This window comes from Sphaerisporangium fuscum, from assembly GCF_018531465.1.
Classification (GTDB): domain Bacteria; phylum Actinomycetota; class Actinomycetes; order Streptosporangiales; family Streptosporangiaceae; genus Sphaerisporangium; species Sphaerisporangium fuscum.
The window spans coordinates 84121-104949 of sequence record NZ_JAHDTF010000038.1 but is presented as its reverse complement, the minus strand read 5'-3'; the positions used below and the strand labels follow the sequence as shown (position 1 = coordinate 104949).

The 20829-nt window shown below is 72.1% G+C and carries 18 protein-coding genes; 6 read left to right on the top strand and 12 right to left on the bottom strand.

Features of this window, described 5'->3' with window-relative positions:
* Positions 1-152 precede the first annotated feature (152 nt).
* The 9 genes from KIK05_RS39020 to KIK05_RS38980 all read right to left on the bottom strand — a co-directional run bounded on the left by KIK05_RS39020 (position 153) and on the right by KIK05_RS38980 (position 11110).
* Entirely contained in the window at positions 153-947 is a 795-nt protein-coding gene (locus KIK05_RS39020; RefSeq protein ID WP_214415905.1) for a uracil-DNA glycosylase, read from the bottom strand.
* A gap of 42 nt (positions 948-989) precedes the next feature.
* Complete coding sequence (locus KIK05_RS39015) at positions 990-1901, bottom strand: Ppx/GppA phosphatase family protein (protein WP_214415904.1); 912 nt, start codon at positions 1899-1901, stop codon at positions 990-992.
* Complete coding sequence (locus tag KIK05_RS39010; RefSeq protein ID WP_214415903.1) at positions 1898-2428, bottom strand: DUF501 domain-containing protein; 531 nt, start codon at positions 2426-2428, stop codon at positions 1898-1900. Before KIK05_RS39010 ends, KIK05_RS39015 begins: the two co-directional genes overlap by 4 nt.
* A 106-nt stretch (positions 2429-2534) precedes the next feature.
* Positions 2535-2954 (bottom strand): FtsB family cell division protein, encoded by a 420-nt coding sequence (locus tag KIK05_RS39005; RefSeq protein ID WP_214415902.1) that lies wholly within the window; start codon positions 2952-2954, stop codon positions 2535-2537.
* Positions 2955-3008: 54 nt separating this feature from the next.
* Positions 3009-4289, bottom strand: coding sequence for a phosphopyruvate hydratase (eno, locus tag KIK05_RS39000; protein WP_214415901.1), 1281 nt, complete (start codon positions 4287-4289; stop codon positions 3009-3011).
* Positions 4290-4444: 155 nt separating this feature from the next.
* Entirely contained in the window at positions 4445-5422 is a 978-nt protein-coding gene (locus KIK05_RS38995) for a nucleoside triphosphate pyrophosphohydrolase (RefSeq protein ID WP_214415900.1), read from the bottom strand.
* 1 nt (position 5423) lies between these two features.
* Complete coding sequence (locus KIK05_RS38990) at positions 5424-6047, bottom strand: SurA N-terminal domain-containing protein (RefSeq protein WP_214415899.1); 624 nt, start codon at positions 6045-6047, stop codon at positions 5424-5426.
* 312 nt (positions 6048-6359) lie between these two features.
* Positions 6360-9923, bottom strand: coding sequence for a transcription-repair coupling factor (gene mfd, locus KIK05_RS38985; protein ID WP_214415898.1), 3564 nt, complete (start codon positions 9921-9923; stop codon positions 6360-6362).
* 293 nt (positions 9924-10216) lie between these two features.
* A complete protein-coding gene (locus KIK05_RS38980; RefSeq protein ID WP_214415897.1) occupies positions 10217-11110 on the bottom strand; it encodes a LysR family transcriptional regulator in 894 nt (297 codons plus the stop codon).
* 96 nt (positions 11111-11206) lie between these two features.
* Here KIK05_RS38980 and KIK05_RS38975 point away from each other — a divergent pair, with 96 nt between their 5' ends.
* Together KIK05_RS38975 and KIK05_RS38970 are read left to right on the top strand one after the other, a co-directional pair.
* The gene (locus KIK05_RS38975; protein WP_214415896.1) at positions 11207-11569 is read left to right on the top strand and encodes a YybH family protein; all 363 of its coding nucleotides are present in this window, start codon (positions 11207-11209) and stop codon (positions 11567-11569) included.
* 210 nt (positions 11570-11779) lie between these two features.
* The gene (locus KIK05_RS38970; RefSeq protein ID WP_214415895.1) at positions 11780-12511 is read left to right on the top strand and encodes a class I SAM-dependent methyltransferase; all 732 of its coding nucleotides are present in this window, start codon (positions 11780-11782) and stop codon (positions 12509-12511) included.
* Between the two features lie 50 nt (positions 12512-12561).
* Here the strand turns inward: KIK05_RS38970 and KIK05_RS38965 are convergent, their stop codons facing one another.
* Together KIK05_RS38965 and KIK05_RS38960 are read right to left on the bottom strand one after the other, a co-directional pair.
* Entirely contained in the window at positions 12562-13794 is a 1233-nt protein-coding gene (locus KIK05_RS38965; protein ID WP_214415894.1) for a hypothetical protein, read from the bottom strand.
* The gene (locus tag KIK05_RS38960) at positions 13791-14321 is read right to left on the bottom strand and encodes a SigE family RNA polymerase sigma factor (protein WP_214415893.1); all 531 of its coding nucleotides are present in this window, start codon (positions 14319-14321) and stop codon (positions 13791-13793) included. The genes KIK05_RS38965 and KIK05_RS38960 overlap by 4 nt, the downstream gene beginning before the upstream one ends.
* 101 nt (positions 14322-14422) lie before the next feature.
* Here KIK05_RS38960 and cysC point away from each other — a divergent pair, with 101 nt between their 5' ends.
* The gene (cysC, locus tag KIK05_RS38955) at positions 14423-15691 is read left to right on the top strand and encodes an adenylyl-sulfate kinase (RefSeq protein WP_308250302.1); all 1269 of its coding nucleotides are present in this window, start codon (positions 14423-14425) and stop codon (positions 15689-15691) included.
* Here cysC and KIK05_RS38950 read toward each other — a convergent pair.
* On the bottom strand, positions 15685-16671 hold the full coding sequence (locus tag KIK05_RS38950; RefSeq protein ID WP_214415923.1) for a glycoside hydrolase family 26 protein: 987 nt from the start codon (positions 16669-16671) through the stop codon (positions 15685-15687). The genes cysC and KIK05_RS38950 overlap by 7 nt on opposite strands.
* Positions 16672-17131: 460 nt before the next feature.
* On the opposite strand from KIK05_RS38950, the gene KIK05_RS38945 reads away from it, so the two are divergent.
* The 3 genes from KIK05_RS38945 to KIK05_RS38935 are packed head-to-tail and all read left to right on the top strand — an operon-like array spanning position 17132 to position 20828.
* On the top strand, positions 17132-18397 hold the full coding sequence (locus tag KIK05_RS38945) for a Wzz/FepE/Etk N-terminal domain-containing protein (protein ID WP_214415891.1): 1266 nt from the start codon (positions 17132-17134) through the stop codon (positions 18395-18397).
* Positions 18394-19779 (top strand): O-antigen ligase family protein, encoded by a 1386-nt coding sequence (locus KIK05_RS38940; RefSeq protein ID WP_308250301.1) that lies wholly within the window; start codon positions 18394-18396, stop codon positions 19777-19779. Before KIK05_RS38945 ends, KIK05_RS38940 begins: the two co-directional genes overlap by 4 nt.
* Positions 19776-20828: a hypothetical protein gene (locus KIK05_RS38935; RefSeq protein ID WP_214415890.1), complete on the top strand. Its 1053-nt coding sequence runs from the start codon at positions 19776-19778 to the stop codon at positions 20826-20828. Before KIK05_RS38940 ends, KIK05_RS38935 begins: the two co-directional genes overlap by 4 nt.
* The last annotated feature ends 1 nt before the right edge of the window (position 20829 follow it).

Below are 20829 nucleotides of genomic sequence, written 5' to 3'. Positions count from 1 at the left end.
GAAAAACCGCAAAATGTTCGTCTAGTGACCAACTTCACTTCTCCGGCCACCCCGAAAGGGACTCCTGTCACTCTCGTCACAGGGCTCTCACCTCGCCGGAACCGTTCCCCGTCACCCTCGGGGCATACTCGCGCGAATCGGCGAGGTGGCTGTCAGGCGGAGAGCTCGCCGGCGCGGGTGAAGACGGCGTCCAGCATCGCCTCGGTCACCCGGCCCGTGAAGGTGTTCTGCTGGCTCGGGTGGTAACAGCCCAGCAGGTGGACGGGGGCGCCGCCGTAGGCGATCTCCGCCTCGGCGCCGTGTCCGAACGGCGGCCTGCCGCGGGGCAGCTCGTAGCCCGCCTCGCGCAGCGCCGGCCACACCGCCTGCCAGGCGTACCCGCCGAGGCAGACCACCACGCGGACCGGATCGGCGACCAGCCGCAGTTCCCTGGCCAGCCAGGGGAAGCACGCCGCGCGCTCCTCGACGCTCGGCTTGTTCGCCGGAGGGGCACAGCGCACGGCCGCGACCACGCGGGCCCCGAGCAGCCGCTGGCCGTCGCCCGCATGTGTGCTGGTGGGCTGGGCGGCGAACCCCGTGCGATACAGCGAGGCGAACAGCCAGTCGCCGCTGCGGTCCCCGGTGAAGATGCGCCCGGTACGGTTGCCGCCGTGCGCCGCCGGGGCGAGCCCGACGATGAGCACCCGGGGCTTCTCGTCGCCCCAGCCCGCGACCGGCCGTCCCCAGTACGTCTCGTCGGCGAACGCCCGCCGCTTGACCCGCGCGACCTCCTCGCGCCACTCCACCAGGCGCGGACAGGCGCGGCACACCGACTCCCTGGCCGTCACCTCGGCGAGCGTGCCGCTCGACGCGGCCAGCTCGCGTACGTCCTCCGGGGTGTGCGCCACGGGCGTACCGGGACCGGCGGGATCCTCAGGCCAGCCGCTGCCAGGGGGAACGAAGCTCATACCGTGGACAGTACCGGCAGCCGCCCGATGCGGACGGCCGCGTCAGGGAACGAGGCCGCGGGCGATGCCGTCGAGGATGTCGTGCTCGCTGACCAGCACCTCGCCGAAGCCGTAGCGGGCCACGATGCGGTCGAGGATGAGCGCCCCCGCGCCGATCACGTCGACCCGGCCGGGGTGCATGACGGGGATGGCCGCGCGCTCGTCGTGGGTCATGGCGAGCAGCCGCCGCGACACCTCGTGCACCCGGGCGGCCGGGATGCGCGAGCCGTGGATGCGCGCCGGGTCGTAGGCCGGGAGGTCGAGCGAGATGCCGGCGACCGTGGTGACCGAACCGGCGAGCCCGATGAGGGTGTGCGCCCGGCCGACCGGCACCTCGGCGGAGACCCGGTCGAGGGCCGCCTCGATATCGGCGGTCGCCGCCGCCACGGCCTCGGGCGTGACGCCGGACGCCAGGTGGCGCTCGGTGAGCCGGACGCAGCCGATGTCGACCGAGATCGCGCTGTCGACGTCGGCCGAACCGAGGACGAACTCGGTGGAGCCACCGCCGATGTCGACCACGAGCACCGGCGGCGTCACCCCGGTGAGCCCGGCGGTGGCGCCGACGAACGACAGGTGCGCCTCCTCCGAGCCGGTGACCACCTCGGGCTCTACTCCGAAGATCTCACGTACGCCGGTGACGAAGTCGGCGCGGTTGGCGGCGTCGCGGGTGGCGCTGGTGGCCACCACGCGCACCGCGGAGGCGCCGTGCTCGGTGATCAGCTTGGCGTAGCCGCGCATCGCGGTGAAGGTGCGCTCGAGGGCCTCGGGAGCGAGCCGGCCGGTCCTGTCGACGCCCTCGCCGAGACGGACGATCTCCATGCGGCGCTCGACGTCGGACAGCTCGCCCGAGCCGATGTCGGCGATGAGCAGGCGGACGGAGTTGGTGCCGCAGTCGACGGCGGCCACGCGGGTCATGCGCCCTCCTGGGGGACCGCGGGATCACTGGGAAGCTCGACGCAGGGCCCGTCGCACCACCATTCGGGCAGGGCGTCCAGGGCCTCACGGCCGAAGGGGTTGCCTCCCGGGACGGCGAGCTCGTGGCCGACCAGGGCGTGCAGGCATTTCACGCGGTTCGGCATGCCGCCCGCGCTCTGCATGCCCCGCGGCAGCGGCTCCAGGCCCTCCTCGGCGGCGGCCTTGTCACGGCGGGCGATGTAGTCGTCGTGGGCGCGGGCGTACGCCTCGGCCAGCTCGGGGTCGTCGGCCAGCCGGGCCTGCATCTGTTTCATCAGCCCGGACGACTCCAGCGTGCCGATCGCCGAAGCGGCCTTCGGGCAGGTCAGGTAGAACAGCGTCGGGAACGGCGAGCCGTCGGCCAGGCGGGGGGCCGTCTCGACGACGTCCGGCAGCCCGCACGGGCACCGGTGGGCCACCGCCCGCAGATCTCTCGGCGGCCGGCCGAGCTGCTGTTCGACCGCGGCCGCGTCGGCCGGATCCACCATCGTCAACTCCCCCTGGGACCGCGCGGCCCCTCGAAACCTCGTTCTGCCGCCGGAGCGCCCTGCCCGGCTCCGGGTACGCCCGGCCGTCCCGCCATGGGACCGGCCCTCAGCGAGCGGGCGTGCGGCCCGCCTCCACCCGGCGCCCGGTGCCGCGGTCGGCCGCCTCGATCGACTCCCACAACGTCTGGTACCACGGGTCCAGCTCCTCGGGAGCCGTGGTGCCGCTCTTGGGCCGCTCGGCCTTCTTGGCACGGTCGAGCACGACGTAGCACTTCTCGCCCTTGCCGCAGTAGAACAGCCGGGACCTGGCCTGCTGCCGGATGTAGGCCGGGTCGTCGAGCTGCTTGGTGCGCTCTCCGAGCTCCTGCAGGTCTTTGAGCGCCTCCGCCTGCTGCTTCTCGAGCTGGGCGATCTGACGGCGCTGGGCGACGTACTCGCGCACAGGATAGGCGAGGCTCATGGCGATGGCGCACACGACGACCGCGAGGATCGCCGCCCGTCCCGTCAGTTGCGGTCGTTTCTTCATGCTCCTCCCGGGTCCGTACGGCTTGCGCCGGACGCGCAAGCCGTACGGAGAAAACTAACCCTGGAAACGTGGGAAGGCGGTGCGACCCGCGTAGCGGGCGACGTCGTCGAGCAGCTCCTCGATGCGGAGCAGCTGGTTGTACTTGGCGACGCGGTCGGATCGGGCCGGGGCTCCGGTCTTGATCTGGCCGCAGTTGGTGGCGACGGCGAGATCGGCGATCGTGGTGTCCTCGGTCTCGCCGGAGCGGTGGCTCATCATGCAGCGGTAGCCGCTGCGGTGGGCGAGGTCGACGGCGTCGAGGGTCTCCGACAGGGTGCCGATCTGGTTGACCTTCACCAGCAGGGCGTTGGCGGCGCCCTCGAGGATGCCGCGCTCCAGGCGCTCGGGGTTGGTGACGAACAGGTCGTCGCCCACCAGCTGCACCTTGCCGCCGAGGGCGGTGGTGATGGCCTTCCAGCCCTCCCAGTCCTCCTCGTTGAGCGGGTCCTCGATGGAGACCAGCGGGTAGGAGCGGACGAGCTCCTCGTAGAAGGAGATCAGCTCGTCTGAGCTGTGCCCCTTGCCGTCGAGGGTGTAGACACCGCCGGAGTGGAACTCACTGGCCGCCACGTCGAGGGCCAGCGCGACGTCCTGGCCGGGGGTGTAGCCGGCCTTCTCGATCGCGACGAGGATCAGGTCGAGCGCGTCGCGGTTGCTCGGGAGGTTGGGGGCGAAGCCGCCCTCGTCGCCGAGGCCGGTGGCGTACCCCTTCTCCTTGAGCACGCCCTTGAGCGCGTGGTAGGTCTCGGTGCCCATGCGCACGGCGTCGGAGAACGTCTCGGCGCCGATCGGCGCGATCATGAACTCCTGGATGTCGACGTTGCTGTCGGCGTGGGCGCCGCCGTTGAGGATGTTCATCATCGGGACCGGCAGCACGTGGGCGTTCGGGCCGCCGACGTAACGGAACAGCGGCAGGTCGGCGCTGTCGGCCGCGGCCTTGGCCAGGGCCAGGGAGACACCGAGGATCGCGTTGGCGCCGAGCCGCCCCTTGTTGGGCGTGCCGTCGAGGTCGATCATGGTCTGGTCGACGAGGCGCTGCTCCTCGGCGTCGAAGCCCACGATCTCGTCGGCGATGACGTCGGTGACGTTGAGGACGGCCTTCTCGACGCCCTTGCCGCCGTAACGCTTCTTGTCGCCGTCGCGCAGCTCCACGGCCTCGAACTGGCCGGTCGAGGCGCCGCTCGGCACCGCCGCGCGACCGGTGCTGTAGTCGTCGAGCAGGATCTCTACCTCGACCGTGGGGTTGCCCCGGGAGTCGAGGATCTCGCGGGCGGTAACGGCCTCGATGGCAGCCACGAGCGCTCCTAGATGGTCAGCCCGGGGCCGGGCGCCCCGGATCACCGCGCCGTCGTGCGCGATGTGGTTGCGGACGGTTTGCCTGATGAGCCTACCGGGCTCTACTCGCCGGTACGGCTCGCCCTCTCTCTCGGCGCGCCGCCCGCCGCCTGTGGCTACTCCTGACCCGCCGGGGTCGCGCGCGAGCGCTCCCAGGCCTGGACGCGGGCCCGGTAGTCACGGGCGGCCGCGCGGAGCTCGGCCTCGGGGTCGAGGCCGGCGGCGCGGGCCCGCCGTACGAGGTCGAACAGCTCGCGGCCGATGCCCTGCCCGACGGCCCGGGACAGCGACTCGGGAACCCCGGCACGCTCGGCCCGGCTCTGCAGGCCGTGGGCGAGCGACAGGGCGGGCTGACCCATGGGGACGCCGTCGAGCAGCGACTCGCGGCCCTTGGCGGCGCGCTCGGCCGCCTTGATGGCGTCCCAGTTGTCGCTGACCTCCTCGGCGCCGCTCACCACCGTGTCGGCGAACACGTGGGGGTGGCGCCGGACCAGCTTGTCGACGATGCCGCCGGCGACGTCGTCGACGTCGAAGCCCCCGTTGCCCGGCGAGCGCTCCTGGGCGAGACGGGCGTGGAAGACGACCTGGAGGAGCAGGTCGCCCAGCTCCTCACGCAGGGCGGCGTAGTCGCCGTCCTCGATGGTCTCGAGGACTTCGTACGACTCCTCCAGCAGGTAGGGCACCAGCGACTCGTGGGTCTGCCTGGCGTCCCAGGGGCAGTTGCGGCGCAGCCGGTCCATCACGCCCACGAGGTCGAGCAGGCGGGCGCCCGGCAGGTCGTAGGACCCCGGGACGTGCTCGATGACCGGGGGCTCGTCCTCCTGCAGGGCGGCGCGGCCGACCGCGCGCATGAGCTCTTCGTCGCCGTCGGTCGCGGCCAGCCAGACGAGCGTCTCGTCGCGGGCGCGGCTGGCCAGCTCGGCCGGGTCGGGCGTCACGACCTCGACGGGGATGCCCTCGTCGGCGAGGTAGGGCAGCAGCGGGTGGTCGTCGGAGCCGGTGAGCACCCGGCCCGAGCCCAGCACCGCCCACGCCCGGCCGCTCAACAGCCCCGGGGCCACCCGGGGCGAGGTCGTGACGACGACGAAGGTCATGTCACTGACCGGTGGCGGGATCCGGCCGGCTCGCGGTGTCGGCCGACCCTGCGGCCGGCTTGCCGAACCGCGCCTCCTCGACCAGCTGCCCCTGCTGGAGGTCCCAGGTGCCGTAACGGTGGGAGACCTTCACCGGGATGTTCCCCAGCTCGCCGAAGAGCTTCTCCTGCGCCGCCTGCACCGAGGCCTGGTCGGTGAGGTTGGCGCCGAAGCGCTCCAGGGCCTTCTGGTAGATCAGGGTGGTGCGGATCCACTGGCGGGTCTGCGACGGGGGGATGCCCCTGCTGAGACCCTCCGGGCCGATCTTCTGGATGCCGCCCTGGTCGTTGATCAGCTTGTCGATGTCGCCTTCGGTGATCGTGAGACCGGTCTTCTTGGCGAACTGGTCGAACTGGTGGAAGAAGATCAGCTGCGTCAGCACCGTCTTCGGGATGGGGCTCTGGAGCTGCGCCTCGCTGACCTTGGCCTGCTTCAGCGCGTCCTTGTACTCCCTCACCTCCGAGTCGAGCTGCTTCGAGGTGATCTGGTCGCCGCCGACGGTGGCCGCCGTGCCGACCTGCACGGGCGAGGAACAGGCGGTCAGCGCGACGCCGGCGAGGACGGCGGCCGCGAGGGCCGGCAACACGCGCACACGATTCGACTTCACAAGCGGTCCCTTCAACAGACGCGGGCTACTCTACTCAAACCACGCACCGGTTCCGTCACCGGCGAGGGGCGCGGCGGTGGACTGAGGAGGAGGGAGGGCGAGGGACGAGCCCGTACGACGACGAAGCCCGCCGCCTCAAGGAGCGCCCCTCGCCGCCGAGCGGAGCGAGGCCATGAGCACAGGCGCGGCGGTGGACTGAGGAGGAGGGAGGGCGAGGAACGAGCCCGTACGACGACGAAGCCCGCCGCCTCAAGGAGCGCCCCTCGCCCGCCGAGCGGAGCGAGGCAGAAATCATCGAGCGGTTCCCGCCCTGGCCGGTTCGAGGAACATGGCCTCCACCAGGTCGCTGCACCACTTCAGCAGGTCGAGGTCGCGCAGGGGCTGACCGCCCAGCGGCCTGGTCTTCGGCACCGGCACCAGCAGCGTCTCGGCGGCCACCTTGTAGATCGACTTGGGGTACAGCCGGTCGAGGCGCACCTGCTGCGACTCGCGCAGCCTCACGGGCGCGAACCTGATGTGCTGACCCTGCAGCGCCACGTCGGTCAGCCCCGCCTTGCGCGCGTGGACGCGGAAGCGGGCGACCTCCAGCAGGTTGTCGACCTCCTGCGGCGGCCGGCCGTACCGGTCGACCAGCTCCTCCCGGACGGCCGCGATGTCGTCGTCGCTGCCCACCGCCGCCAGCCGCTTGTAGGCCTCCAGGCGCAGCCGCTCGGAGGTGACGTAGTCGTGCGGGATGTGGGCGTTGACGGGCAGCTCGACCTTGACGTCGGGCCGCTCCTCGGCGCCCTCCTCGCCGTCCAGCTTGGCCTTCTGCTCCTTGACGGCCTCGGCCATCATGCGGACGTACAGGTCGAACCCGACGCCCGCGATGTGGCCGGACTGCTCGGCGCCGAGGATGTTGCCCGCGCCGCGGATCTCCAGGTCCTTCATGGCGACGTACATGCCGGCGCCCATCTCGGTGTGCTGGGCGATCGTGGCGAGGCGCTCGTGGGCGGTCTCGGTGAGCGGCGCCTCCGGCGGGTACAGGAAGTAGGCGTACCCGCGCTCGCGGCCCCGGCCGACCCGCCCGCGCAACTGGTGCAGCTGGGACAGGCCGTAGTTGTCGGCGCGGTCGACGATCAGCGTGTTGGCGTTGGGGATGTCGAGGCCCGACTCGACGATCGTCGTGGCGACCAGCACGTCGAACTCGCGCTCCCAGAAGCCCACCATGATCTTCTCGAGCTGCTGTTCGTTCATCTGCCCGTGGGCCACCGCGACCCTGGCCTCGGGGACCAGCTCGTGCAGCCGGGCGGCCACCTTGTTGATCGAGGAGACCCGGTTGTGCACGAAGAACACCTGGCCGTCGCGCATCAGCTCGCGCCGGATCGCCGCCGCGATCTGCTTCTCGTCGTAGGGACCGACGAAGGTGAGGATCGGGTGCCGCTCCTCCGGCGGGGTGAGGATGGTCGACATCTCCCGGATGCCGGTGATGCCCATCTCCAGCGTGCGCGGGATCGGCGTGGCCGACATGGCGAGCACGTCGACCTGGGTGCGCATGTGCTTCATGGCCTCCTTGTGCTCGACGCCGAAGCGCTGCTCCTCGTCGACGATGATGAGGCCGAGCTCCTTGAACCTGACGTCCGGGTTGAGCAGCCGGTGGGTGCCGATGACGACGTCGACACTGCCGTCCTTCAGCCCTTCGAGGGCGGCCTTGACCTCGCTGTCGGTCTGGAAGCGGGAGACGGGCCTGACCACCACCGGGAAGCTCGCGAACCGCTCGCCGAACGTCGAAAGGTGCTGCTGCACGAGCAGGGTCGTCGGCACGAGCACCGCGACCTGCTTGCCGTCCTGCACGGCCTTGAACGCCGCGCGCACCGCGATCTCGGTCTTGCCGTAGCCGACGTCGCCGCAGATCAGGCGGTCCATCGGCACCGGGCGCTCCATGTCGCGCTTGACCTCGTCGATGGCCTCCAGCTGGTCGCCGGTCTCGGCGTAGGGGAAGGCGTCCTCCATCTCGCGCTGCCAGGGCGTGTCGGCGCCGAAGGCGTGGCCGGGGGAGGCCATGCGGGCGCTGTAGAGGCGGATCAGCTCGCCCGCGATCTCCTTGACGGCCTTCTTGGCCCGCGACTTGGCCTTGGCCCAGTCGGCGCCGCCCATGCGGTTCAGCGTGGGCGACTCGCCGCCGACGTACCGCGTGACCTCGTCGAGCTGGTCGGTCGGGACGTACAGCCGGTCGCCCTTGGCGTACTCGATCACGAGGTACTCGCGGGTGGCGCCCTGGACCGATCGCTGGACCATCTCGACGTAGCGGCCGACACCGTGCTGGCTGTGCACGACGTGGTCGCCGACCTTCAGCTGCAGCGGGTCGACCATGTTGCGGCGGCGGGACGGCAGCCTGCGCATGTCCTTGGTGGAGGCCTTCTGGCCGACCAGGTCGAGGTGGGTGAGCACCGCGACCGCGTCGGTGACGAAGCCGTGCTCGACCCGGCCGGTGGTGACGTGCACGACGTCCCTGCCGGGGGCGGTGTCGAGGTCAGGCACGAGCCGCGCGGCGACGTCGACGCCCTTGAGCAGCTCCACGATGCGCTCGGCCGGCCCGTGTCCCTCGCTCAGCAGCACGACGGCACGCCCGTCGCCGAGCCATCCCTTGATGTCGGCCATGGCGCGCTGGGTGTCGCCGCGGTACGCCTCGGCCTCCCGCGCGGAAAGCTCGACGGCCTCGCTCTGCGCGTACACGTCGTCGTCGGCGGGGGCCGGCGCGGCCGAGGACGCCCCGGCCTGCGCGGACGCGGCGAACGGGGCGATCGTCCACCAGGGCTGGCCGAGCTCGCGCGCCTGGGCGCGCACCTCCGCCAGGTCGCGGAAGGCGGCGGCGCCGAGGTCGATCGGCGCCTCGCCGCCCGCCGCGGCGTTGATCCACGACGCCTCCAGGAACTCCTGGCTGGTGTGGACCAGCTCCACCGCCCGGCCGCGGATGCGCTCGGGATCGCAGACGAACACCGACGCGCGGGCGGGCAGGTGGTCGAGCAGGAGGTCCATGCCGTCGACCAGCACGGGGGCGAAGGCCTCCATGCCTTCGACCGGGATGCCGTCCGCGAGCTGGTCGAGGGTCTCCTTCAGGGCCGGGTGCTCCTCGGCGAGATCAGCGGCCCGCCGCCTGACCTCGTCGGTCAGCAGCAGCTCACGGCAGGGGGCGGCGAACAGGCCGCCCTCGGCCACCTCCAGCGACCGCTGGTCGGCGACCTTGAACCAGCGGATCTCCTCGACCGTGTCGCCCCAGAACTCAAGGCGCAGAGGATGCTCCTCGGTGGGCGGGAAGACGTCGAGCAGGCCGCCGCGGACGGCCACCTCTCCGCGCCTTTCGACCATGTCGACCCGGTGGTAGCCGTTGGCGACCAGGCGCTCGACCACGTCTTCGAGGTCGGCGTCGTCGCCGGCGCGCAGCCGCACGGGCGAGAGGTCGCCGAGCCCTCTGACCAGCGGCTGCAGCACGGCGCGGATCGGCGCGACGACGACCTGGAGCGGGCCCGCGGCCGGGTCGCCGGGGATCGGGTGGGCGAGCCGGCGCAGCACCGCCAGACGCTGGCCCACGGTGTCGCTGCGGGGAGACAGCCGCTCGTGCGGCAGGGTCTCCCAGGCGGGGAAGACCGCGACGGCGTTGTCGCCCACCAGGCCGGTCAGCGCGGCGGCGAGGTCTTCGGCCTCCCGCCCGGTCGCCGTGATCGCCAGCACGGGCCGCCTGCGGGCCAGGGCGGCGACCGCGAACGGCCGCAGCGCGGGCGGCCCGATCAGATTGACGTCTTCGCCGGCGCGTTCGAGCGCCTCGGCCAGGTGCGGTTCGGCGACGACAAGGTCGAGCAGTCCGGAAAGACTCATTAGAAATGCCCCCACATGGTCACGCCCGCCTGGAACGTACGCCGCGCGGACGGCCTGCTCAGCTCCAACCCCACGTGGCGCCCCATCACTGCGCGCCGGAAACGACCACACTGAGTGGATGCGGCCATAGGCCACTTTATCCGGCGGCAGGCGCGACCCCGGGCGGTCGGATCTCCGGGGTCGCCACAAGGCTACTTCCCCGCCGGCCCCGCCATGTTCGAAAGCGAGTACCAGTACTCCCTCCACCGGCGACCGGATCGCCGCGTCCTCGGCCCGCATCACGGCGATCGCACTCAACGATCCGGAGGAGATTCTCCGAAGGCGCGGCGGCAGCAACGCAGCGCCTCGCGCACCGCCGGGCTGCTGGTGTTCCTCCAGATCAGTGCGAGCAGGCCCGGGGCCTCGGCGTCGTCGATGATCAGGGCGGTGAGCCGGTCGTCGTAGCGCTGGGCCATGGACCGGCCGAGGATCGCCACCCCCAGCCCTCGTGCGGCCAGGTCGGCGATGGCGTCGGCGGCGCTGGCCTCCAGCGCGATCGCGGGACGAAGGTTCCGGGCCGCGCACGCCTCGTCGAACACCGTCCGCAGCCCGGTGCCCGGCGGCATGCACACGATCGGGTGTCCGTCCAGGTCGCCTAGGGTGACGCGGCCCCGTGCCGCGAGGGGATGGCCGCGCGGGACCGCCGCGACGAGCCGATCACTGATGATCGTCATCGCCTCCAGCCCCTCGGGGGTGGCGGTCGCGGTGCCGACGAGCGCCAGGTCGAGCGCGCCCCCGCGGACCTGCTCCACCAGCCGGTCGGAGCCGTCCTCGAGCAGCGTGATCTCCACGCCGGGATGCGCGGTGTGGAAGGCGGCCAGCGCGTCGAACAGCGGCGTGACCGTACAGCCGATCACCATCCCGACCGTGAGCCGGCCGCGGATCAGAGCGGTCACCTCGCCCACCGCCTGGTCCACCGCCGCCGCGGCGGCGAGGGTGGCGCGGGCGTGTTCGAGCGCGGCCCTGCCCGCGACGGTGAGGGTGGCCGCGCGGGCCGACCGGTCGAACAGCTCTGCGCCGAGCTCGCGTTCGAGCTGGCGGATCTGCGCGCTGACGCCGGACTGGCTGATGTGCACCCGCTCGGCGGCGCGGGTGAAGCTGCGCTCCTCGGCGACCGCGACGAAGTACTCCAGCTGACGCAACTCCATAACTGTGAATTCTAGCTCTCATAAGAACCATCTGTTGGACTTCTGGGAGGCGGCTCGGCAGGCTGGAAAGCGGAACCAGACAAGGAGGCAGACACCATGACCGAATACGAGAAGGCGCTGCGGCCCGAGGACATCACGCGCCTGTTCGTCGAGCGATCCAACGCCGGGGACGCGGCCGGGGTCGCGGCGCTGTACGAGGAGGACGCGGTCCTGGCCTACCCGCCGGGCGGTCAGACCGTGGGCCGGGCGGCCATCCAGGCGCTGTGGGAGAAGGTGCTGGCCAACCGCCCGCGCTTCGAGCCGGAGACCCCGCTGCCCACGCTGATCAGCGGAGACCTCGCGCTCACCTCCACCCCGCCCAAGGACGGGGCCGGCGCCCGGGCCCAGGTCGTACGACGCCAGCCCGACGGGAGCTGGCTGCGCGTGCTGGACCAGCCCGAGTTCGTCACCCCGAGCTGACCGGCCGTACGCGTGCCCAGGGCGTCGCGGGGGACCTGGCCGGGCTCGTCGAATCATCGCCCCGAGGCCGCCCACATGGCCGACGGCGGCGGCGAGGTGCCGCCGCCGGGGGGGCCGAGCGCACCCCCAGGTCCTCTCCACGCCCGTGAGGGTGAGCCGGATCGCCTCGAATCCGCTACTGACCGGCCTTCAATGGCTACGCTGAGTCACATGTCAGATGTGCGATGGTGGCCTGCGACCCAGGGCGACGTGTTCGGCCAGCGGATCCGCGAGCTGTGGACCGAGCAGCTCGGCCGGCGGCTCGACATCCTGGTGGCCGGGTGCGGGGGCGGCCACGTCCTCGAGACCGACCGCATCGAGACGCGCGTCACCGGCATCGACGAGGATCTCCCCGAACTGCGCGCCGCGATGGAGCGCCGCACCGACCTCGACGCGCGGTTCCTCGGCGACCTGAGGGACGCGCCCCTGCTGCCCCGCACGTTCGACGTCGTGCACGCCCCCTTCCTGCTCGAACGCGTGCACCACGCCGAGCTGGTGCTCGACCGCCTGGTGAACGCCCTGCGGCCGGGCGGGCTGCTGCTGGTCCGGATGCGCGACCGCGCCTCGGCGTACGGCTTCTGCGACCGTTTCCTCCCGTCGTGGCCGCGACGGCTGCTGTGGCCGCGTTTCGCCCCGCCGGGCGCGGTCGGCCCGCTCCCGGCGGTCTACGAACAGGTGGCCTCCCGCGAGGGCATCCACTCCTACTGCCTGATGCGCGGGCTGATGATCGCCGAGGACTACTCCGCCACCTCCGGGCCGGCCCTGCGCGGCCCGCACGCCAGGCTGGCCCGGTTCACCTGCCACCTCGTGGCCAAGCTCTCCGGCGACCGCCTCTCCACCGCCGGGGACGAGATCACTCTGGTCATCCGTAAGCCTCAGAACCACTTCGCCCGCCTCATCTGACCGCCACCGCGCCCGTCGTTCCGTGGGCCCGGCGGGTGGCCTGCGAGCCGTCACCGGCGGGTGAGCAGTGGCTGCCACGTGTCGGAGGAGCCGGGGATCTTGAGGTCGGCGGACATTTGCACCGGGTTCTTGCCGTCGATCCCGACCATCACCAGTTGGCCGCGGGACCCGTCCTCGCACGAGGCGGCGCAGCCGAGGGCGATGAGGGTCTCGTCGTCGGCCCAGGCGAGCAGCCGGCGCATCTTCTGGACGCCCACCGTCTTCCCCGTCTTGATGTCCTTGACGGCCGTCTCCGCTCCGGGTCGATCACCCTTCGCCGCGTACTTCTTGCCGTAGACGGCGATGCCGGCGTCCTCCGTGTCCTGCAACGCATGGGTCCAGCCGTCGGGCGGGTCATGGCGCCTGCCCTGCATGTCATAGAACACCTTGCTCGGGTTCGTGTTGGTGTCCTCCCAGATCAGCTCCCCGTAGGGAGTCCAGCCGAACGGGCCGAGATCGGCGTCCGGCGCCCTCACCACCTGCGGGGAGGGCGTGACGGCGTGGAACTCGCTCTGCCCGGTGTCGATGTTCACCATCTGGAAGCCGGTCCGGCTGGGCGGCATCGGTCGGACCGGAGACTTCGTCCGATCGCCGTGGATGCCGGGGTCACGATCGTAGGTGGTGGTGAGCAGCCCCTTGGTCGGCGACCAGGAGACGGCACCCACCGGGTGTTCCAGGTCGATCCACTTCACGATCTCTCGGGTGCGCATATCGAGGATCCCGACCCTGTGGGCCGGCAGCGGGTACTCCAGCACAGCGGCGTATTCCAGACCGCTCGAGACGTCCAGTTTCGCCCAGTCGGTCTTGTCGTACCTGTCGGTGACGGGGTTGTAGAGGTACCAGGTGGAGCGGTCGCGCACCCTGCCGTCCGGGAGTTTCTCCTGGCTGTCGATGTGGTAGGCCGACACCGCCTTCTCGCCGGCGGCGACCAGCGTGCGTGGCGGGCTGTTGTGGGTGTCGGTCAGCGTCGGAAAGAAGGGGGCTTCGCTCGGCGCCACGCCGACCTGGCTCGTGCTCGACGGGTCGGGGGCGGCGGCCGGGGAATGCATGGCGCGGGTCAGCGCGACCGGGGGGACGGCCAGGCCGATGCCGGCGACGGCCGCGACGAGCACGGCGGCCACCGCGGTCCTCCTCAGGCGACGGCGGACCCGCCCCCGCAGGGCCCGGTCGGCGAGGTCATGCGGGATCCGGACCTCCTCCGACCACTCCCGGAGCGTCTCGGCCACCAGGGTCTCAGGCTTCATGATCTTGCCTCCTTCAACGCGAACGAGGGGGCTCGGAGATCGGCGAGTTCCGGCGCGACGGCGCGCAGCCGGGCCAGGGAGCGGTGGGCGGTGCTGCGGACCGTCCCGACCGAGCAGTCCATGATCTGGGCCACCTCGGCCTCCGGCAGGTCCTCGAAGTAGCGCAGCACCAGCACCGCACGCTGCCGCGGGGTCAGCCTGGTCAGCGCGCGGCGCAGCACGAGCTTCAGTTCGGCGGCGTGCGCGTCGTCGGGGCCGGCGACGTCGGGCGTCTCGGCCACGACCGTCTCCGGCCGCCGGGACGCCAGGCGCCACCAGCTGACCTGCTGCCGGTACATGGCCCGCCGCACGTACGCCTCGGGCTCGTCGATGCGGGACCACCGCGCGGCCGCCCTGGCGAGAACGGTCTGCAGCAGATCCTCGGCGGCGTGCTGGTCCCCGCCCGTGAGCAGGAACCCCAGCCTCATCAGCGCCGGCGAACGAGCCGCCACGAACTCGCGGAAACGTCGCTCCTCGGCAACGTCCACGATCACCTCCAGGGTCAGATGTACATCCCCACAGACGCCCCCGCCGTCCGGTCGCTATGCCTCCCTCCTCCGTCTCCCCGCCGCGCAAATATCCTGGCTCGGTGCGAAACGCGGAACAGACGACCGCCGCCGAGCCGGCCACCGTCCTGGAGTGGACTCCCGACGCGCGGGAGCTCGCCGATCTCGAACTGCTGCTCTCCGGGGCCTTCACCCCCCTCACCGGCTTCCTCGGCGCGGCCGACATCGCGTCGGTGACCGAAGAGGGGCGCCTGGCCGACGGCACCCCCTGGCCCGACCCCGTCACCCTGGAGCTGCCGCACGACCACCCCGCCTCGGTGGGGCAGGAGGTCACGCTGCGCGACCCGGAGGGCGCCGGGGTCGCCGTGCTGACCGTGACCGAGCGCACCGGCGACGGCCTCGTCGCGGGGCCGGTCCGCTCCCTGGGCGAGCCCGAGCACGGCCCGTTCGCCCGCCTGCGCCGCTCTCCCGCACAGGTCAGGGCGGAGCTCGGCGACCGTCCCGTCCTCGCCGTCACCATGCGCGGGCCGCTGGACGACCTGGACGAGATCACCGCGACGGCCCGCGAGCTGGACGCGGTCATCCTGCTGCTGCCCCTGGCCTTCGGCGAGGGCGGCCCGGCGGTCGTACGGGCGGCGCTGAAGGCACGCGACAAGCTGCCGTCCGGCACACAGGTCGCCGTGGTGCCGCTGGCGCCCCGCGAGCCGGAGATCGACCTGGAGCTGCGCGAGCACGTCGCCGCGGCCTACGGCGCCGAGGAGCACCTGGCCGGCCCGGAGCCCGTCACGCTCCCCGGCCCGCCGCACCGGCGCGGCGTGGTGGTGTTCTTCACCGGACTGTCCGGTTCGGGCAAGTCCACGATCGCCCGGGGGCTGCACGACGCGCTGCTGGAGAACGGCAGCCGTACCGTCACCTACCTCGACGGGGACGTCGTGCGCAGGCTGCTCTCGGCGGGCCTGACGTTCTCCAAGCAGGACCGCGACCTGAACATCCGCAGGATCGGCTTCGTCGCCGCCGAGGTGGCCCGGCACGGCGGCCTGGCGATCTGCGCCCCCATCGCCCCGTACGCCGCGACGCGCGACGAGGTGCGTCACATGGTCGAAGGGGTGGGGGCCGACTTCATCCTCGTCCACGTCGCCACGCCGCTCGACGAGTGCGAGCGGCGCGACCGCAAGGGGCTGTACGCGAAGGCGCGGGCCGGTCTGATCCCGGAGTTCACCGGCATCTCGGACCCCTACGAGGAACCCGACGACGCCGACGTCACCATCGACACCACCGGCATGCCGATCCAGCGCGCCGTCGACACCGTCCTGAACGTTCTGACCTCGGGCGGCTGGCTCCGTGTTCAGTGATCTGGAACGGGAGTGGAGCTGAAGTAGGGGTCGCGGGCCAGTTGGGAGAACGCGCGGGCGGCGGTCTCGCTGGAGTCGAACCGGGTGTCGCCGCGCGGCGCGGACGGCGAGTCGAAGTACACCAGGGCCTTGATCTGCGGATATCCACGGATCTGACGGCGTACGGAGTTGAAGAACGTCTCCTTGAACCCCGGGTCGCCCGGCCGCTCGAACGCCCCCCACTCGGCCAGCATGATCGGCTTGCCGGGGAAGCGCGTCTGCGTCCAGCGGTAGAAGCCGGGCCAGCTCGCGTGGTCGTCTCGGGTCTTGTCGACCAGGCCCGCGAAGTCGTCCACGCGGCGGTCGGCGTAGGGGTCGAGCCCGATCCAGTCGACGACGTCGTCGCCCGGGTAGAGGCGCTCGAACCACGGCTTGGTGGCCCAGTTCGGGGCGCCCATGTAGGTCATGACCATGACGGCGTTCCGCACCCCGTGCCGGCGCAGTCGGAACACCACATGCCGGTACATCGCGGCGTAGTCGTCGGCCGTCATGCCCGACCCCGGCTGCGGGCGCACGTCGTTCTCGGGCTCGTGGTGGATGGTGAGGAAGAAGCGTTCGTGCAGCCGATGCCTGATCGTCTCCGCCACACGGTCGATGCGGTCGTCGATGGCGCCGTCGGCGATCTCGGCCCAGGTGTCGCGCACGGACGGCTTCCAGTTGATCAGTAGCAGGCGCCTCCTCGCGAGATGGGCCTCCTGCGGGGTCGGGAACGCCTCGCCGCCGCGGTGGTAGACGTGCACGATGTCGGCGCGGCGCCCCATGCGCCTCTCGGCGGTGGCGACGGCCTGCACCGGCGGCCTGCCGCCGAAGACGTCCGGGGCGATGCCCCACCAGGCGCCACAGCTCGGGATGAGTTTCGCCGTGGCGGCGCAGCCGGGCACCCCCTCGGGGGACGACACGCCCAGCCTGTTCGCGGTGTCGTTGGCCACCGTCTCCCGCATGGGTCTCACCGACAGCAGCGTGTAAAGGATCAGCCCGCAGCCGACGGCTAGCCCGGCACCGAAAACCCATATTCCCGTCACTCTGCGCAAGGCGGCCAAACCCCCTTTTCACCGTTTCCAGCGGAGACCGGTATTCACCTTCCCATTAATCGGGTCCGCACCGCCGGGAACTCGCCACCCTGGGCGCGAGCTGCGGCTTCACAAGCACAGAAATATCCGGCTATACCCCCCGAACCACCCCATCCGGCCGTCCACAAAAACTCTCGTATGCGATTGAGAAATCTTGAGATGTGCCTATAGTTCTCTGGTCCCGTTCCCAGGAGGGTCAGTTCACCGCGCGGCCGATCCCGAAAAGGGATCGGCCGCCGCGTGACGCATGCAAAGGGTCAGTTCACCAACAACCGATCCGGAAGCCCCAGAACGCACCCGCGACGACCCGCACCGAGAGGTCTGCTGTTCCATGAGCCACCCGGCGTCCTCAGTCCCCCGCCCGGCCACCGGGCGCGAGTTCGCGGAGTTCGGCTCCATGCTCCTGCGGCGCCGGGTCACCGTCGCGGGGTTCCTGCTCGCCGGCGCCTGTTGCGGAGGCGCCCTGCTGGCGGCCACCCCGCCGTCGTACACCGCGACCGCCGAGGTGCTCGTGTCCGCCACCGGCGTGCAGGACCAGATCAATCCCACCACCCCACGCCAGCGCGAGCCGCTCAACCTCGACACCGAGGCCCAGATCGCCCGCTCCACCGTGGTCGCCGCCCGGGCCGCCCACGCCCTGAAGGTCAAGTCGCGCACCGGCACGGGCGAGCCCGACCCCGGCCCGCTGAGAGACCGGGTCACCGTCGCCGTGCCGCCCAACTCGGCCGTCCTCGCGATCTCCTATACCGCCGGCGACCCGGCCACCGCCGCCGCGGGCGCCGAGGCGTTCGCCAAGGCCTACCTCGCCAACCGCGAGGCCACCGCCACCCACACCCTCGACGCCCAGCTCAAGGTGCTGGCGGGCAAGCTGCGCGAGGTGCAGTCTGCCCTCGCGCGCACCGTGACCGGCATCCCCCGCACGGCCTCCGGGTCGGCGGCGCGCACCATGGCCGTCCAGCGGCAGAACCTCCTCGGCAAACAGGTCCTCACCCTCACCGAGAAGTACGACGCCCTCAAGACCGTCGCCGTCACACCCGGCACCGTGATCAGCGACGCTCGCCCGCCGACGTCCCCCACCCAGCCCAGCCGGCCGCTGTACGTCGGCAGCGGGCTGTTCCTCGGCCTGCTCGCCGGCGCCGGGGCCGCCATGCTGCGCGACCGGCTCGACACCCGGCTGCGCACGCCCGCCGACGTCGAACGGCTCACCGGGCTGCCCGTCCTGTGCGACGGCGAGAACGCCCGCGAGCTGCGCGAGCTGGCCATGGCCGTCGCCCGGCACCTGCGGGACGGCGGTGAGCTGCTGGTCCGCGGCGTCACCCCCGGCACCGACCCCGAGCCGATCGCCGACGACCTACGCGTCGCGCTGACCGGCCTCGCGCCGATCTGGGTGCGCACCGACCAGGCGGCCAGGGCCGACGCCGCCCTCCTGGTCGTCGAGAGCCGCTCCGTGCGCTCCAAACAGCTGGCGCACGCCGTTCGCCAGCTCCGGCGCACCGACACCGCGCCGCTGGGGGTCATCATGCTGCCCGGTGGCGGCGACGCCCGGCACGGCCACGTCCGCCGTCCGCCGTCCGCACCCACGGCACGCGCGTCGTGAGGCCCTCTCCCCCCGCCTCCCGGCTCAGGCCGCCTCCTCCCGCCGCGTGGCCGATCGCCGCGCTCCTCGTCGGGTACCCCGTCTGGTGGGCGCTGGGCTTCGGGGGCCTGTCGATCATCGTCGTCGCGTTCCCCATGGCGGTCGTGCTCTGGCGGCGGCGGCCGATCGCGGTGCCCAAGGGCATGGGCCTGTGGGCACTGCTCGTCGCGGGCTACCTCGTGAGCGCCCTCATGCTCGGCCAGACGCCGCCCGGCACGTACGGCGACCTCGGCACCGGCCGCGTCATGGGCTACCTCATGCGGCTCGCGCTCTACCTCGCCCTGCTGGTCATGGTGCTCTACCTCGGCAACCTCACCGAGCAGGAGCTGCCGCAGCTCGCGCTGGTGCGCATGCTCGGCGTGCTGTTCGTCGTCACCGTGGCCGGGGGGCTGCTCGGGGTGGTGGCCCCCCGGTTCGAGTTCACCTCGCCGGTCGAGATGCTGCTGCCGGGGTGGATCAGCGGCAACTCCTTCGTCCGCAACCTCATCCACCCGACGGCGGCCCAGGTCCAGCATGTCCTCGGGCACGCCTCCCCGCGCCCGGAGGCGCCGTTCGAGTGGGCCAACGCCTGGGGCGGCAACATCTCGGTGCTGCTGATCTGGTTCGCGGTCGGCTGGTGGACGTACGGCGGGCCGGCGCGGCGCGTGCTGTGCGTGGCGATCACGGCGCTGGCCGCGATCCCGATCGTCTACTCCCTCAACCGAGGACTGTGGATCGGCCTGGCCGTCAGCGTGGCGTACGCCCTGGTGCGCGCCCGCCGCCGTACCGGCCTCGTGGCCGGCGCGGCGCTCGCGGCGGCGGCCGCGGTGTTCCTCGCCGGACCGCTCACCGCCATCGTGGCCCAGCGCATCGACAGCCCGCACAGCAACCGCATCAGGGCGTTCACGGTCACCTCCACGCTGGAGGCGGCCGCCCATTCGCCGATCATCGGGTACGGCAACACGCGCAACGCCTACGGCAACTACCAGACGATCACCACGGGCAAGACCGACTGGTGCGCCGAATGCGGCCATCCCCCGCTCGGCAGCGACGGCCAGCTGTGGCTGCTGCTGATCACCCAGGGGTTCACGGGGGCGCTGCTGTACGTCGCGTTCTTCGCCGGGGCCGTCCGCCGCTTCTGGCGCGACCGCACCCCCATCGGGCAGGCCGGCACGCTCGTCATGATCCTCGTGCTGCTCTACATGTTCGTCTACGACGGCCTCGTCACCGCGCTCAGCCTGTACCTGATCTCGTTCGCCCTGCTCTGGCGCAACGGCCGCGCCGATTTTCCACCGGCGTTTTCGACTGAATCGTCCCAAGTGGCCTTGGCAGCCGTCTCCGGGGCAGGGGAGGGGGGCCGGTGAACGACTACCGCGCGCGCCTGCGCTATCTGGACGAGGTGATCGCCTTGCTGTACCGCCCATCGACCGACGGCCCCACGTCCCACGCCCCGTACGCCCTGCTGCCCGGCCGGTTCGTCCCGCGCCGCCTCGCCCCCCGCTCCCACTGGCTCCCGGGACGGCGGCTCCTGCCGCAGGGTCCCGACACGATCGACGGCCACCTCAGCGAAGTGTTCGGGGAGCGCGTGCGCGCCACCGCCCACGTACGACCGGCCCGGCGCGCCAACCGCAAGCCCGTCCTGGAGGTCCACGGAGCACGCGGCGAGCTCCTGGCCTTCGTCAAGATCGGCGACACGGAGCGGGCGCAGGCCCTGGTACGGCACGAGTCCGCCACGCTCCAGACCCTCGCCGCCGCCCACCTGGACGTCGTGGTGGCGCCCACCGTGCTGCACCACGGCACCTGGAACGGCCTCGAGGTGCTGGCCCTGTCCCCCCTTCCCGCCCGCCGCCGCCGGATCTCCCCGGCGGTCCTGAACGAGGCGATCAAGGAGATCTCCGCCCTCGCACCGACCCCCGCGCGCGCCACCCTCCCCGCGCACGCCACGGCCCCGGCCCATGCCCGCGTCCCCGCCCAGCGGACGGCTCCCGACGAGCGGCCGTCCCGGCCAGGGATCGCCGGCGGCCCGAGCCCTGCGAAGGCGGGAGCCGGGGACGGCCACGCGTGGCACGGCGACTTCTCCCCCTGGAACATGGCGGCGGCGCCCGGCGGCCGCCTCCTGGTGTGGGACTGGGAGCGCTTCGCCACCGGCGTGCCCCTCGGCTTCGACGCCCTCCACCACTTCCTCCAGCGGTGCCTGCGCCGCATGCGCCCCCGGGTCGCCGCCGAGGCGTGCCTGGCGCAGGCCGTGCCGACCCTGGCGCCCTTCGGGCTGTCGGCCGCCGAGGCGCGGCACACGGCGATCCGCTACCTCATCGCCCTCGCCGACCGGTACGACAACGACGGCCACCACCCCCTCGGCCCCGTGTCCGAGTGGCTCAATCCCCTCGTCGACCACCAAGAGGTCCTCACATGAA